At 66.4% G+C, this 15,203-nt stretch carries 12 protein-coding genes; 9 read left to right on the top strand and 3 right to left on the bottom strand.

Going from position 1 to position 15,203, the window contains the following annotated elements; translation table 11 throughout:
- Positions 1-64 precede the first annotated feature (64 nt).
- Positions 65-1,237: a rhomboid family intramembrane serine protease gene (locus KYX69_RS06100; protein WP_300495023.1), complete on the bottom strand. Its 1,173-nt coding sequence runs from the start codon at positions 1,235-1,237 to the stop codon at positions 65-67.
- 95 nt (positions 1,238-1,332) lie between these two features.
- Between KYX69_RS06100 and KYX69_RS06095 the strand changes: the two genes are divergently transcribed.
- Both KYX69_RS06095 and uvrC read left to right on the top strand, forming a co-directional pair.
- Positions 1,333-2,820, top strand: a complete 1,488-nt coding sequence (locus KYX69_RS06095) for a hypothetical protein (RefSeq protein WP_300495021.1) — start codon at positions 1,333-1,335, stop codon at positions 2,818-2,820.
- A gap of 28 nt (positions 2,821-2,848) precedes the next feature.
- Positions 2,849-4,768, top strand: a complete 1,920-nt coding sequence (uvrC, locus tag KYX69_RS06090) for an excinuclease ABC subunit UvrC (RefSeq protein ID WP_300495215.1) — start codon at positions 2,849-2,851, stop codon at positions 4,766-4,768.
- 75 nt (positions 4,769-4,843) lie between these two features.
- On the opposite strand, the gene KYX69_RS06085 is transcribed toward uvrC, so the two are convergent.
- A complete protein-coding gene (locus KYX69_RS06085) occupies positions 4,844-5,119 on the bottom strand; it encodes a hypothetical protein (RefSeq protein ID WP_300495018.1) in 276 nt (91 codons plus the stop codon).
- A gap of 364 nt (positions 5,120-5,483) precedes the next feature.
- Here KYX69_RS06085 and KYX69_RS06080 point away from each other — a divergent pair, with 364 nt between their 5' ends.
- Positions 5,484-5,798 carry a hypothetical protein gene (locus tag KYX69_RS06080; protein ID WP_300495015.1) on the top strand — a complete coding sequence of 105 codons (315 nt, stop codon included), beginning with the start codon at positions 5,484-5,486 and terminating at the stop codon, positions 5,796-5,798.
- 28 nt (positions 5,799-5,826) lie between these two features.
- Here the strand turns inward: KYX69_RS06080 and KYX69_RS06075 are convergent, their stop codons facing one another.
- Positions 5,827-7,056: a DUF2254 domain-containing protein gene (locus KYX69_RS06075; RefSeq protein ID WP_300495012.1), complete on the bottom strand. Its 1,230-nt coding sequence runs from the start codon at positions 7,054-7,056 to the stop codon at positions 5,827-5,829.
- A 213-nt stretch (positions 7,057-7,269) separates the two neighbouring features.
- Here KYX69_RS06075 and KYX69_RS06070 point away from each other — a divergent pair, with 213 nt between their 5' ends.
- The 6 genes from KYX69_RS06070 to KYX69_RS06045 all read left to right on the top strand — a co-directional run bounded on the left by KYX69_RS06070 (position 7,270) and on the right by KYX69_RS06045 (position 15,159).
- On the top strand, positions 7,270-10,068 hold the full coding sequence (locus KYX69_RS06070) for a DUF3857 domain-containing protein (protein ID WP_300495010.1): 2,799 nt from the start codon (positions 7,270-7,272) through the stop codon (positions 10,066-10,068).
- Between the two features lie 283 nt (positions 10,069-10,351).
- Positions 10,352-11,305, top strand: a complete 954-nt coding sequence (locus KYX69_RS06065; RefSeq protein ID WP_300495008.1) for a polysaccharide deacetylase — start codon at positions 10,352-10,354, stop codon at positions 11,303-11,305.
- Positions 11,302-12,222: a GNAT family N-acetyltransferase gene (locus KYX69_RS06060; RefSeq protein WP_300495005.1), complete on the top strand. Its 921-nt coding sequence runs from the start codon at positions 11,302-11,304 to the stop codon at positions 12,220-12,222. Before KYX69_RS06065 ends, KYX69_RS06060 begins: the two co-directional genes overlap by 4 nt.
- Positions 12,223-12,231: 9 nt before the next feature.
- Positions 12,232-12,963 (top strand): DNA repair protein RecO, encoded by a 732-nt coding sequence (gene recO, locus KYX69_RS06055; protein ID WP_300495003.1) that lies wholly within the window; start codon positions 12,232-12,234, stop codon positions 12,961-12,963.
- Between the two features lie 49 nt (positions 12,964-13,012).
- Positions 13,013-14,059: a 3-isopropylmalate dehydrogenase gene (gene leuB, locus KYX69_RS06050; RefSeq protein WP_300495001.1), complete on the top strand. Its 1,047-nt coding sequence runs from the start codon at positions 13,013-13,015 to the stop codon at positions 14,057-14,059.
- Entirely contained in the window at positions 14,056-15,159 is a 1,104-nt protein-coding gene (locus tag KYX69_RS06045; RefSeq protein WP_300494998.1) for a glycosyltransferase family 2 protein, read from the top strand. Before leuB ends, KYX69_RS06045 begins: the two co-directional genes overlap by 4 nt.
- Positions 15,160-15,203 lie beyond the last annotated feature (44 nt).

Genomic DNA, 15,203 nt, shown 5'->3' with positions numbered 1-15,203 from the left:
TGGTTCCCCCGAGGTCGTTTTGCGGGAGCGTAATCAGGCGCGCATGGGTTGGAAAGGGCTGTGCTTATCCCGAAGCAGGGAGCGACTGTGGCATTGGCTCCCTCGTCCCATCGTCCGTGGCGTTGGCGGCGCGTGGCAGGAACCACGGCCCGGCGAGCAGGCCGAACAGGAAGCCACCCAAATGCGCCTCCCACGCAAGACCGATCGCGACATCGCCGACCCAGGACATCACCGCCAGCAGCAGGAACAGGAACGCATTTTCCTTCACCAACGCCCAGCTGCTGCGCCGGATCGTCCGCGATCGGATTGCCAGCACCGGTCCGCCGTCGGCGCGGCTGCGCAGCAACAGTGCAACCAGGCCGTAGATCCCGCCCGACGCACCCACCATCGGCATGCTTCCCGTCGGATGAAGCGCTAGAAACAGCGCTGCCCCGGCCAGCGCGCTGAACATAAACAGCAGCAAAAAGCGCAGCCAGGCCAAAGGCGGCGGCCCAAGCCGTGCCGTCAGCACGCCGCCGATCGCCGCCAATACCGACAGGTTCATTACCAGATGCCACAGGCCGCCATGCGTGAACATGTGCAGGAAGATCGTTTCGAACCTGCCTTGTGCCAGGGCCTGAGCGGACAGGCCCCAATCGACAATTCCGTCCAATCCGCGCGTTGCGATCAGCCAAACCGCCGTGAACAGACTCGCCGCGCCGATCACGATGGCGGGAACATGATCAGTCTGGCGTAGCGGTGCGGTCTCGGGCGGCTGCAGCGCGAACGGGCGGTCGCCATCGAACCAGCTATCGCCCTGTTCCCCCATCTGCTCGAGCGCGGTGCGGATCGCTTCCAGCACGTCGCGCGGGGCGATCAGCGTCACTCGCTCACCGGGGATCAGTTCGACATACTGGTGCGGCCAGCGCTGCCACCAACCCTGTTCGGTGCGCCACCAGCGCCCGTCCGTGTCCGATCGATCGTAGAACGCCTGATCGTGAAGCGCCGCCTCGACCCATGCGGCTTCGGCCGGCGAAATGGTCATTGTGCTGGGCCGGGTCATGAATTGCGCCAGCCACCCGATCATCAGCGGCAGCGCGCTGTCTTTCGTCACCAGCGCCTGCCAGTCGTACAGCCACAATATCCCGATGATCACGGCAAGATTGGGGACCAGCTGATACAGGCTGTAGATTGGGATCAGATCGCGCCACCATCCGTGGCGCGACCGGATCGTCAGTTCGTTCATGGGCCCCGCCATGGACTCTGTGTGTCCAGCCACCGACCAGTTGGCAAGGGGCTGGAAGGTAGCAAAAGCCCTGATATGCTCACCGAGTCTTTCCGGGGAGGGATTGGATGAAGTCGGTGGCGTTCGGCCTTGTCGCAATGGGTCTCGCGGTGCCCGCGCTGGCACAGACCCCCGCACCCGCCACACAGGCGCGCGATTACGCCGCGCTGCTGCGGCAGGACGCGACCGCGTTTCGCGACGCCATTCTCGATTCGCATCCCGGCCCGATCGACCGCGAAAATCCCGGCTTCAACGCGCTGCTGGAACGCAGCTATCGGCTCGCCATCTCGCGCGCCAAGCCCGGCATCGGCTATCGCGACTATTATTGGGCGATGACCGAATTCGGCAATGCGTTCGATGACGGGCATCTCGGCGTGACGCCGATCGACCGCAGCTATCGCCACCCCTGGGACTATCGCTGGCCGGGCTTCGTCGTCGCGCTGCGCGACGGGGTGTGGCAGGTGGTGCAGAGCGAAGGGGAGGGCCGCCCCGCGGTCGGCGCGCGGCTGATCGGGTGCGATGGCAAGGGCGTGGAGGCGTTCGCCGCCGACCGGCTCGGTCCGCTCACCGGGCGCTGGTCGCTCACCGCGACGCGGGTGCGCAATGCGCCGCGCCTGTTCCTACGCTCCGACAATGTCTGGCGCGCGCCAGCCCGGCGCTGCACCTTCGCCGATGCGGGCAAGCGCTCCGCCTATCGCATCAACTGGACCCCGATCACCGCCGAACGCCGGGGCCAGCTGATCACGGAAGCTGTCGGCACCCGCTTCACCACCGGCATCGGCATGAGCAAATTGCCCGATGGCAGCGTGTGGATCGACATGGGCAGCTTCGAAAGCGACCCGCAGAGCGAGGATGGTATTCGCCTGACCGAGCTGGTCCGCGCGATCGAGGCGCAGTCGGCCGACCTCGCCGCCGCCCCGCGCCTCGTCTTCGACCTGCGCGGCAATAATGGCGGATCGTCCGAATGGATCGCCCGCAGCGCCCGCGCTTTGTGGGGCAAGCCGTGGTTCGACGCCAAGACCTGGAGCGAATCCGCCGCCGACTATCGCATTTCCGCTGGCAATCTCGCCAATTTTGCCGAGTTCGCGGCCAAGCTCGATCCCAAGGACAATCCCGAACTCTATCGCCTCGTCACCCTGCTGGTCGATGGGATGAAGGGCGCACAGGCCCGGGGCGAACCCTTCTGGCGCTTCACCGACCCCGCCGCGCCCCGCGCCGTGCGCCCGCCGCTCCCCGCCGGGCCGGACCCGGTCACGGCGCGCGTCTTCGTCCTCACCGATTTCGGCTGCGCCTCTGCCTGCCTCGACGCGGTCGATATCCTCACCGATCTCGGCGCGACGCATGTCGGGCAGGAGACCGACGCCGACACGCTCTACATGGAGATTCGCGGGTTCGAGCTGCCCGGCGGCGTCATGCGCGCGTGGCTGCCGACCAAAGTCTATCGCGGGCGTCAGCGCGGGTCGAACGTCCCCGCCACCCCGCGTTACCGCTGGACCGGCGCGCTGTCCGATACGCCCGGCATCCGTGCGTGGATCGCATCGCTTCCGGCTGGCTGAATCGGCGGCGAGTCCCTACATCACCCCGGTGACCGCCGACCCCAATTCCCCCAGCCGCTTCAACGAAGAAACCGCCACCTACGCCGTGCGCGGGTCGGAAACGCCCGACCTCGACGCCGGTGTCGCCGCGATCCGCAACGTGCTCGCCACGCTGCCCGTCCGCCCTGGCGTGTACCGGATGCAGGATGCGCGCGGCGACGTGCTCTATGTCGGCAAGGCCCGCGCGCTCAAGAACCGCGTCGCCAACTACACCCAGCCCGCCAAGCTCTCCAACCGCCTGCGCCGCATGATCGCGCAGACCCGGTCGATGACCGTGGTGACGACGAATAACGAGGCCGAGGCGCTTCTGCTCGAAGCCCAGCTGATCAAGCGCTTCCGCCCGCCCTACAACGTCCTGCTGCGCGACGATAAGTCGTTCCCCTACATCCTCCTGCGCAAGGACCACGACTTCCCCCGCGTCCAGATGCACCGCGGCGCCCGCCGCGCGCAGGGCGATTATTTCGGCCCGTTCGCCGGCGCCGGTCAGGTGCGCAAGACATTGAACGCGCTCCAGAAACTCTTCCTCCTGCGCAGCTGCACCGACAGCTTCTTCAACACCCGCGACCGTCCGTGCCTGCTCTACCAGATCCGCCGCTGCTCGGCCCCGTGCGTCGATCGCATCGACAAGGCGGGCTATGCCGAGCTCGTGTCCGATTCCCGCGACTTCCTGATGGGAAAATCGACCAAGGTTCAGACGAAGCTCGGCGAGCAGATGCAGGCCGCCGCCGAGAATCTCGACTTCGAACTCGCCGCGATCCTGCGCGACCGGCTGAAGGCGCTGACCTTCATCCAGGGCAGCCAGGCGATCAATGCCGAGGGGATCGGCGACGCCGACATCTTCGCCATGGCCGCCAAACAGGGCCAGATCGGCATTCAGGCCTTCTTCATCCGCGGCGGCCAGAATTGGGGCCACCGCGCCTTCTTCCCCGCGCACACCGCCGACGTGCCGGAGGATGAGGTGTTCACCCAATTCCTCATGCAATTCTATGAGGAGGTGCCCCCACCGCGCACCATCTTCGTCGATCGCAACCTCGACGATCTGAAGCTCCTGTCCGAAGCGCTCGCCGAACGCGCCGGGCGCAAGGTCGCGATCGGCATGCCGCAACGCGGCACCCGCCGCCGCCTGCTCGATCAGGCGAAGCGCAACGCGATCGAGGCGCTCGACCGCCGCATGGCCGAATCGACCACCCAGGCAAAGATCCTGCGCGACATTGCTGATCTATTTGGTCTTTCCGAACCGCCCGACCGCATCGAAGTCTATGACAACAGCCATATTCAGGGCGCCCATGCCGTCGGCGCGATGATCGTCGCTGGGCCAGAAGGCTTCCGCACCGGCCAGTATCGCAAGTTCAACATCAAGAGCGCCGCGACGAACGACGATTTCGCGATGATGCGCGAAGTCTTCACCCGCCGCTTCGCCCGCGCGCAGGAGGAAGACCCGGATCGCGACAAGGGCGTCTGGCCCGACCTCGTCCTGATCGACGGCGGCAAGGGCCAGCTCAGCGCCGCCCGCGCCGTGCTGGAGGAACTGGGGATCGAGGATGTCTGCATGGTCGGCGTCGCCAAGGGCCCGCACCACGGCCGCGAAGGCCGCGAAGTGTTTCACCTGATGGACGGCAGCGAACGCATGCTCCCGACCAACGCCCCCGCGCTGTTCCACATCCAGAAGCTCCGCGACGAAGTCCACCGCTTCGCCATCGGCGCACACCGCGCCAAGCGGGCCAAGGCCATCGGCGCCAGCCCGCTCGACGACGTCCCCGGCATCGGTCCGGCGCGCAAGAAAGCGCTGCTGATGCACTTCGGCACGGCAAAGGCGGTGCGCGGGGCGAGCCTGGAGGATCTACAGAAAGCGCCGGGTGTAAGCGCGGCGGTGGCGCAGCAGGTGTATGATTTTTATCATTCGCGGTGAGGGTTGGGATGTGAATGGATAAATGACCGCTGTCGGGACAGCGGGGTGGCGTCGGCTATTGGGTGGTTAGCGGACCTACGGCTCGCTTGCCCAAATCTCCGTCCCAATGGGGATGCCGGCCTTTGTCACGTCGCGCAGCAAGCAAACCCAGCGGTGTTCTTTCGGCGGCGGCGACTGAAACATGTGTTCGAGAGTGAGGGTAGCAGGATGCTCGATTCCCTCAGGTGTTCGAAGTGTGACCGGGAACTCGCGAGGGCCGGCATACTCGTCTTGCAGGGGGCCGGGCACAACGATCAGACCTCGCCCGGTAACGTCGAACACGTCTTCAACGACTAGGAAGGCTTTTGACATCCCGCCATCGTATCGCGGTTTGGGCATGACCGCTATTGGGTTGGCGCTGCGAGAGCCGGGGCGGCACAAACTGGGTGGAAATCTGTTATCCACGTAGCTTGCAAATCAAAGCTGCCGCGAAGTGCCAACCTAATTCTTTCGTGAGTTCGTGGTCTTGCTCCGCGATAGATGAATGCGGCCACGGGACTACGACCATCAGTGGCCGCTGAGCTAGGGTCGTCATCTCACTGAAGGGTGATTCTATGTTTGATACTTGAAACTGGTGGGTCGATCCCCGGATCGACTCAGCGAACATCGCAAGAACCTGCGTGTCCGTCGCTGGAACAACATCAGTCGCAATGGCAAACGACGATGCTGGCTGCCCATGGACATAGAGAACAACCATCGCTGCGCTTTCAGCGGCTGTGCACTTTATGCGAAGATGATTGAGCGGCCCTTGGAGAGGCTGATCGAATACAGGCCCAAAGTGATTGATCAGCGAGCTGCAGACGCCAAGCCAATGGTGGGACAACTCATCAAATCGACACGCCCCGACGCCAAGCAGTTCGCCGTCTATAGCGAATGGGGCTACCCAGAAGCGCTCAAATGTGCCGCGTTGTGTGCGGCCTTCGTAGGGCAAATCAAATGTCATCAAGCCATTGGTAAACCCTGCCACGAATGTCCGCTACGGGGTCGATAGCGGAAAGGCAGCTGTCCCAACCCACTCCCTAATCCATCCACTCCCCAAACGCCCGCACCACTGCCAGCCGTTCCTCCTCCGTCGTCAGCGCAACCCGCGCCCGCGCCTTGGCGTCCTCCGCCGCATGCCGCGCCGCCGCTGCCCAGTCGGGTGCAATCCCGCCCAGCGCCGCCAGCACCGACTGCAGCTTCACCGCCACCTCGACCATCGCCGCGCCGTCGCGTCCGATCGGGCGGAACGCATCGACCACCAGCTTCTCGATCTCCAGCGCCGGGAACACCACGCGCTCATCCGCCGGCTGCCCCGTCACCCGCGCCATCTGGTCGAACACCCGCAGCTGCGCGGCCAGCACCGCAATTGCCGTCCCCGGATCGTTGACCGCCGGCGACAGCGCCCGCGACGCAATCTCCGACAGCACGATCAGGCCAAAGCGCGGGTCATGGTCGTAGCTGCGGTCGCGCTGCACCGTGATCGCCTCGGCCACCCGCGCGCACACGTCGGCATCGCCGTCCACCACCCACGCCACCACGCGCCCCGGATCGACAAAGCTCCCCGGCAGCACCGCCAGATGCACCACGCCGCCGCACGCCGCCATCGCTTCGCCCAGCTCGGCGACGTCGATATTGGTGACATAGCCGATCCGCTCCCCACACTGCACCGGCGCCGCGCCCTTCGGCACCGGCGCCACCGCGAGTCCCGCGATGCGCGGGCGATGCTGCATCCGCTCCGCCGCCGCGATGGCTGCACGCTCGACCCGCGTGATCGTGTCATGCACCCGCCCGAGCAGCGCGATATGCTGGATCCAGCGCAGCAGCGTGACGACGATCACGACGATCAGCGCGATCGTCCCAGCGAACAGCAACACGCGCCCCTGCTGCCCGTAAAATCCCGTCGACAGCGCGATGATCCCGACAATCGCGAACAGGAACGCGCCCAGGAATGTCGACAGCGCGTTCTGCGACGTCGAATCCTCGACCAGCAACGCCACCGCGCGCGGCGTGACGTTCGACGTCGCCGCGCCATAGGCCGAAACCATCGCCGTCAGCGAAAAGGTGGTGACCGCCAGCATGCTCGACGCGATGATGCCCAGGATATTGTCGACCGCATCCGCCCCGATCTTCGCCCCCAGCGTATAGGGGACCAAAGGCGCCACCAGCGGTGCCAGCAACGCCAGCACCACCGCCGCCAGCGAAAACGCCGCCGCGCGAAACCACAGCCGCCGCGACACCACGCGCCACACCCACGCCCAGCGACTCATCGCGCGGACCGAACCGGATTCGTAACGATCATGGCCGTCCTAACCCGTCGCGGCGGGGGAGGTTCCGGGTAAAGGATGCGCAACTGCGACCCTGCGCCGGCTGCGATCCCTCACTTCAGCGCGGCAGCCGTGATCCTTCGACGATTTCTGGCAATCGCGCTTGCCCCCGGATCGCCAGCCGTTAGGTTTGCGTGGAAACACTGGGGGTTATCGATGTTCCATAAGTCAGCGTTCCTGGGCATCTTGCTCGCCAGCACCGCGCCCGCCTGGGCCGGTGACAAGCCGCTCTATGCCGCTGCGCCCGGCTGGGTGAAGCCGGCGCCGCCGATCGATATGGCGAAGCTGGCGGATGATGCACCGGTCTTCCTCGTCATCGATCACCAGCAGCGGCTCGCCGACGGTCAGGTGTGGCATTACCTCGAGACCGCGACGCGCATCGCCTCGGCCCAGATCCTCGCTCAGGCGGGAACGGTCCAGATGCCCTGGAACCCCGATCATGGCGATCTGATCGTCCACAGCGCCCAGATTTTGCGCGGCGGCGAGACGATCGACCTGCTCGCCGGCGGCAAGGAATTGTCGGTGCTGCGCCGCGAGCAGAAACTGGAGCAGCTGCAGCTCGACGGGATGCTCACCGCGACCATGCCGGTCGAAGGGTTGCGGGTGGGCGACGTGTTGCGGCTCCGCTATTCGACCACCCGCAAGGATCCCACGCTGGGCGGAGAGGTGCAGGGCAGCCTGCCGCTGTTCGCACAGCCGATGCAGGTGCGTTTCGGCCGCGCCCGGCTGGTCTGGCCGGAAGCGACCAAGGTCAACTGGCGCGCGTATCCCGACTGGGCAAAGTTCGGTCCCGTGGCGACTGCGGGCGGCGACCGCGAGCTGGAGATCGCACTGCCGATCGCCAAGCCGCCCGAAATTCCGCGCGACGCGCCGACGCGGTTTCAGCCGATCACCTTTCTCGACGCCACCACCTATGCCGACTGGGGCGCGGTCGCGAAGACCATGGCACCGCTCTATGCGACCAAGGGGCTGATCGCGCCCGACAGCGCGCTGGCAAAGGAAGTTGCGGCGATTGCGTCCGCCTCGACCGACCCCCGCGCGCGAACCGCCGCCGCGCTGCAACTGGTGCAGGACAAGGTCCGGTACCTGTTCAACGGCATGGCACAGGGCAATTACGTCCCGCAAACCCCCGCCGAAACCTGGTCGCTGCGCTATGGCGACTGCAAGGCCAAGACGCTGATCCTGCTCGCAATCCTGCATGAATTGGGGATCGAGGCAGAGGCGGTTCTGGTGCACAGCCGGATGGGCGATCTGGTCCCGAAGCGGCTGCCGATGCCGGCGGCGTTCGACCATGTCATCGTGCGTGCGCAGATTGGCGGTGAGAGCCTGTGGCTCGACGGCACGTCCGGCGGCGACCGGATCGACGATCTCGGCAACACCCCGCCGTTCCGCCATGCGCTGCCGCTGCGGGCAGAGGGGGCGGCGCTGATCACGCTTCCGCTGCGTCCCCGCGCGCGACCCGATGTCGATGCCGAACTGGATATTGACCAGACCGCCAGCATCCATCTGCCCGCACCGTTCACCCTGAAGGTAACGATGCGCGGACAGGTGGTGCAGATGGTCCGCGGCGCAGCAGCCGCGCTGGGCAAGGCCGAGACGGAGAAAATGATTGCGCGCATGGTCGGCGAATATGTGAACACCGGCACCTATACCCAGCGCAAGCTCAGCTTCGACGACGCGACCGGAACCATGGTGGTTACCGCATCCGGCGTGGCCTATCCGGACTGGGAGCGCGAAAGCGAGCGGTACAAGGCGGGGCTGGACAACGCCGTGGGGGCGATCGGGTTCGAGCCGGATCGCAGCCGTCCGGCATGGCGCGACCTGCCCGTCACGACCGGTGAAGCCATGCACGCGCGCATCCGCACGAGCTATCGTCTCCCGGCGGGCGGCGTGGGCTTTACCTTTGAAGGTGACGAGAAACTGCCGGAGAAGCTCGCGGGAAGGCTGGTCACGCGCCGCACGTCGCTGGCCGGGAACGTGGTGACGGTCGAGGATCGCACCATCGTCACCGGCGAAGAGGTCGCTCCCGCCGATATCGGTGCGGCCCGGCGCGAACTGGCCCAGGCCAAGACGCGGTTGCTGCGCGTTGCGGCTCCGGTGACCTATCCCCAGCGCTGGCAGGATGTGACAGCCGCGCGCAAATCGGGCGGCTTGAAGAAGATTCAGGCGGTGTATGATCAGGCGATCGTCGCCGACCCTTCCGAATCCGACGGCTATTTCAACCGCGCCTGGTATCACAACCGCGTTTTCGACAATGCCGCTGCGGTCCGTGACCTCGACAAGGCGATCACGCTGTCGCCGACGGTTCTGGCCTATCTTCGCCGTGCCAGCGCCCATCGGGCCATGGGACAGATCGACAAGGCCATTGCCGATGCCGATGCCGCGACCGAACTCGATCCGGGTTCGGGCGAAGCGATCCGCACCGCGATCGCGCTGCGCGGCGAGAAGGGTGAGCATGACAAGGCGCTGGAGATGGTCCAGCTCCACATCGACGCGGGCGGCAAGGACAAGCCGGGCTATCTGGCGATCAAGGCCGACCTGCTCGCGCAAAGCGGACAGGTGGATGAAGCGCTGGCGGTGTTGGACGCTGCGGTCGTGGCGCATCCCGGCAACGCGACGCTGCTGAACAACCGTTGCTGGCTCAAGGGCACGCAAAAGGTGGCGCTGGACACCGCACTGCGGGATTGCACCCGCGCAATCGAACTGATGGACAGCCCCGCTCCCGCGCTCGACAGCCGCGCGATGGTCTACTTCCGGCTCGGGCGCGCGGACGAGGCGTTGAGCGACCTCAACGCAGCACTGGATACTGAGCCGGAACTGACAGCCAGCCTCTTCATGCGCGGCGTGATCCGCAAGGCGCGGGGTGAGGCAGGTGCGGACTCCGACATCGTCGCGGCGCGGATGATGGACCCTCAGGTCGATACCCGGTTCGGCAAGTGGGGGATCAAGCCGTAATGCCTGTAGCCCCTCCTGCTTGCGGGAGGGGCTAAGGAGGGGTTCTTCTTCTCGAACCAACCCCGCATTCCTCCGGGGGGCTGTCCTACAAGCCCCCAACCCACTACACTCCCGCCATGCCCAGCACGCCGTCACCCCCGCACGCCTCCACAGAGCGGACGTGTCCGGCAACGCCCCTCACATACGGCAATCTTGTCCGGTTTGTCCTAATAGCGAACCCCGCCGTTCACCAACCCGGCCCACATTTTGCGATTTCTTCACCCACGTCCGCTAGGCCGCAGCCATGCCAACGCGCGTTTTCCTGACGGTCGATACCGAATTGATGTGGCGGCATCATGCCGCCGGGCTGCCGATTGGTGAGATCGCGGAGCGGTCGCTGGAGCCGGCCGGGGTCGGCATCGGCTATCAGCTGCGCCGCTTTGCGGAACATGGGCTCAAGGCGACCTTCTTCGTCGATCCGATGCCGGCGGTGGCTTATGGCCTCGATCCGATCCGCCGCGTGGTGGAGGCGATCCTGGCGGCGGGGCAGGAGGTTCAGCTGCACCTTCACCCCAATTGGGCCGCCGCGCGCGACGAGGATCGCAGCGCCGCCGCCTCGTTCGAACTGATCGACTTCACCTTCACCGAACAGCGCGACCTGATCGCCGCGGCGTCCGACCTGCTCGTCGCCGCCGGGGCGCCGCGCCCGATCGCCTTCCGCTCGGGCAGCTACAGCGCCAGCGACGATACGCTCGCTGCCCTGGCTGAGCTCGGCATCCGCTATGACAGCAGCCATAATGGTTCCGAACATCCCTGGCCCAGCGCCATCGGCCTCGCCCCGCGTCAGATCGCCCCGATCGAATATCGCGGCGTGATCGAAGTGCCGGTAACGCTGATCGAGGATGTCCGCGGTCATCTCCGCCACTTCCAGATTTGCGCACTGTCCACCGCGGAGATGCGCGACGCGCTCGACCATGCAGTGGCGGCGGGACACGCGGCCGTGACCATCGTCAGCCATGGCTTCGAACTCGCCAACCGTGCGGGAACCCGCCCCAATGCGGTACACGTCGCCCGCTTCGACGCGCTCTGTGCGATGCTGGCCGAGCGGCGCGGCGGGATGGAGACGGTGCATTTCGCCGACCTGTCGCATCTGCCGCTGGGTCAGGACGATCAGCCGCTCGGCCCCAGCCTGGTCCGCACCCGCATGCGTCAGGTGCAGCAGCTTTGGTCGAACCTGGTGTCGGAGCGCGCCGCATGACCGCGACCGCGCGACCGACCCCGCTCAATTTCCGCATCGGCGCGCGGACGTTGATGGCGGTGCAGCGCGACATGGTCCGCGTGCCGCTCAGCCTGGATGAAGCGCGCGAAGGCCGTCTGCCCGTGCTGCCCCCGCTGCCGCGCGACGCGCATGGCTATGTCGTAACCTCGCTGCCCGAGGATCGGCTGGAGGCGATGGTCTATGCCTCGGGCAGGATGATCGGCTTCGTTCGCCAGAAATATACGCGTTACTATGCCGATCTGACCGGCGGGTTCGATGCCTATATGGCGAGCCTGTCGGGCAATGCGCGACAGGGGGCCAAGCGCAAGGCAAAGAAGATCGCACAGGTTTCGGGCGGCGATCTCGACATTCGCGCCTATCGCACCCCGGCGGAGCTGGAGACGTTCCACGACATCGCCCGCCGCATCGCGCTGCGCACCTATCAGGAGAAATTGCTGGGGGAGGGGCTGCCCGCGACGCCGGAGTTTATCCGGGGGATGCTGACCGCCGCGGCGGCGGACCGCGTTCGCGCTTGGCTGCTGTTCATCGCCGGGGAGCCAGCGGCGTATCTCTACTGCCCCGCGCATGGTGACAATCTGGTCTATGAATATGTCGGCCACGATCCGGCGTTCAACGATTTGTCGCCCGGCGCGGTGTTGCAAGTGGAAGCGTTCAGGGACCTGTTCGACGAGGGCCGCTTCGCGCGGTTCGACTTCACCGAAGGCGATGGGCAGCATAAGCGCCAATATTCGACCGGCGGGGTGCCGTGCGTCGATCTGCTGCTGCTGCGCCCCAGCCTGACGAACCGCGTAACGACGGCGGCACTGGGCGGGTTCAACAAGACAGTGGCCGGCGGCAAGGCATTGGTGGACGCAGTCGGGCTGGAGAAGCTGTCCAAGAAGCTGCGCCGGGGATAAGGGCAGGGCATGCATCTGCGTGCTCCCGCCATCATCGTCGCGATCCGCCCGCATGGCGAAAGCGGGGCGATCGTCAGGGCGCTGACCGCCGAAGCGGGGTTGCTGGCCGGCTATGTCCGGGGTGGAAGGTCGCGGCAACACCGCCCGGTGCTCCAGCCGGGCAATGTGATCCTCGGCGACTGGCGCGCCCGGACCGAGGATCAGCTGCCGGCGCTGGTGGCCGAACTGGTCCACAGCCGCGCGCCCCTGTTCCGCGAACCTTTGTCCGCCGCCGCGATCGACTGGGCGACCGCGCTGACCGCCGCGGCCCTGCCCGAAGGCCAGCCCTATCCGCCGCTCCACTCGGCGTTGGAGGGGCTGCTCGACGCGATCGAAGCCGCCCCGGCGGCACGGGGCTGGGCGGTGGCGATGGTCCGCTACGAACTGTTGCTGCTGGCCCTGCTCGGGTTCGGCCTCGACCTCGACCAGTGCGCCGCCACCGGCGCGACCGAGGATCTGGCGTTCGTCAGCCCTAAAAGCGGCATGGCCGTCAGCGCCGCCGCCGCCACCGGCTATGAAGCAAGACTGTTTCGCTTGCCCCCCTTCCTCCGCCAGGGCGGGGCGGCGGAGTGGGACGATATCCGCGACGGCCTGCGCCTCACCGGCCATTTCCTCGACCGCGACCTGCTCCACGGCAAGGCGGCGGAGGTGCTGGCAGCTCGGGGGCGGTTGGTCGACCGCATCAACAGGGCGGTTGCGTGATGCGGCGCAGCACGGCAAGGGGCCTGCACCTTGAGCAGGTGGAGTTGTCATGCCGTTGATCGCAATCCTTCCCGGCGACGGGATCGGCCCCGAAGTTACCGCGCAGGCGCGCCGCGTCCTCGACGCCCTCGATCTCGGCCTGACGTTCGAGGAAGCGCCGGTCGGCGGTGCGGCCTATTTCAGCGACGGCCATCCGCTCCCGCCCGCGACGCTCGATCTGGCCAAGCGTGCCGATGCGATCCTGTTCGGCGCGGTCGGCGATCCGCGCTGCGACGCGCTGGAGCGGCATCTGCGCCCCGAACAGGCCATCCTGGGATTGCGCAAGGAACTCGGCCTGTTCGCCAATTTGCGTCCCGCCACGCTGTTCCCCGGCCTTGAGGATGCCTCCGCGCTGCGCCCCGAAGTCGCCGGCGCGATCGACATGGTGATCGTCCGTGAGCTCAACGGCGACGTCTATTTCGGCGAAAAGGGCATGCGCACCACCGCTGATGGCCGCCGCGAAGGCTATGACATCATGTCCTACAATGAGGACGAGGTCGCCCGCATCGCTAAGGTCGGGTTCGAAACCGCGCGCGCGCGGCGCGGCAAGCTGTGCTCGGTCGACAAGGCCAATGTTCTCGAAACCTCGCAGCTGTGGCGCGACGTCGTGATCGAGGTCGCGGCTGGCTATCCCGACATCGAGCTCAGCCACATGTATGTCGACAATGCCGCGATGCAGCTGGTGCGCAACCCCGGCCAGTTCGACGTGATCGTCACCGGCAATCTGTTCGGCGACATCCTGTCGGATCAGGCGAGCATGTGCGCCGGGTCGATCGGCATGCTCCCCTCCGCCGCACTCGATGGCAGCGGCAAGGGGCTGTACGAGCCGATCCACGGCAGCGCGCCCGACATTGCCGGGCAGGGCAAGGCCAATCCCTGCGCGACGATCCTGTCGGCGGCGATGCTGCTGCGCTATTCGCTTGGGCTGGCGGACGCGGCGGACCGGATCGAGGCGGCGGTGACGGCAGCGCTGACCGGCGGCGCGCGCACCGCGGATCTGGGCGGCACGCTGTCGACGCAGGCGATGGGCGACGCGGTGGTGCAGGCGCTGGCGTGAGCGACGCGGGCCTCGAACTGGCGGTCGTCGTCCCGACCTTCAATGAGGCACGCAACGTGCCGGTGATGGTCGCGGCGCTCGACACGGCGCTGGCCGGGCGGCGCTGGGAAGTGATCTTCGTCGACGACAACAGCCCCGATGGCACCGCCAACGTCGCCCGCACGATCGGCCGCAGCGATCCGCGCGTGCGGGTGGTGCAGCGGATCGGGCGGCGCGGCCTGTCATCGGCGACGATCGAGGGGATGTGCGCCACCGCCGCGCCGTTCGTTGCGGTGATCGACGGCGACATGCAGCATGACGAAACGCTGTTGCCCAAAATGCTCGACGCGCTGCTGGCCGATGAGGCCGTAGACGTCGCGATCGGATCGCGCTTCGTCGAGGGCGGCGGCACCGGCGAATGGGACCGCGACCGCGTCGCCAAGTCCGAACTGGCGACCCGCATCTCGCGCAAGGTGCTCAAGGCCGATCTCAGCGATCCGATGAGTGGGTTTTTCATGATCCGCAGCGACGTGGTGCGCGCGATCATCCCGCATCTGTCAGCGATCGGGTTCAAGATCCTGCTCGACATCCTGACCGCCAGCCCGCGCGCGCTCAAGTTTGTCGAGCTCCCCTATGTGTTCCGCACGCGCCAGATCGGGGAGAGCAAGCTCGACCATGTCGTCGCGATGGAGTTTCTGATCGCGCTGTACGACCGCATGTTCGGGCGGGTCGTGCCGGTGCGGTTCGTGATGTTCTCCGCCATCGGAGCGCTCGGCGCTGGGGTGCATTTCGCGGCTTTGTGGCTGTTCTTCCGCCTGTTCGAATACAGCTTCCTCACCGGCACGATCGTCGCGACGCTGATCGCGATGACGTTCAACTTCTTCCTCAACAATAGCCTCACCTATCGCGATGCGCGGTTGAAGGGTTGGAGGCCGTTGCTCGATGGCTGGATCGGCTTTTGCATTGTCTGCTCGGTCGGCGCAGTCGCGAATATCGGTGTCGCGGCGTTCCTGCACGATGTCCAGCAGGCGCAATGGGCGCCGTCTGCGCTGGCGGGGATCGCAGTGGCGGCGGTGTGGAACTTCGCGCTGTCGTCGCGTTTCGTGTGGGGGCGGTATTGATCCTTCTGCTCAAATCCTGCACAGCTGTGTGGAAATTCGCGTTG

This window comes from Sphingomonas sp., from assembly GCF_030145815.1.
In the GTDB taxonomy this organism is placed as follows: Bacteria; Pseudomonadota; Alphaproteobacteria; order Sphingomonadales; family Sphingomonadaceae; genus Sphingomonas.
The sequence above is the reverse complement of the archived record's forward strand: the minus strand, read 5'-3'. Positions and strand labels throughout refer to the sequence as shown.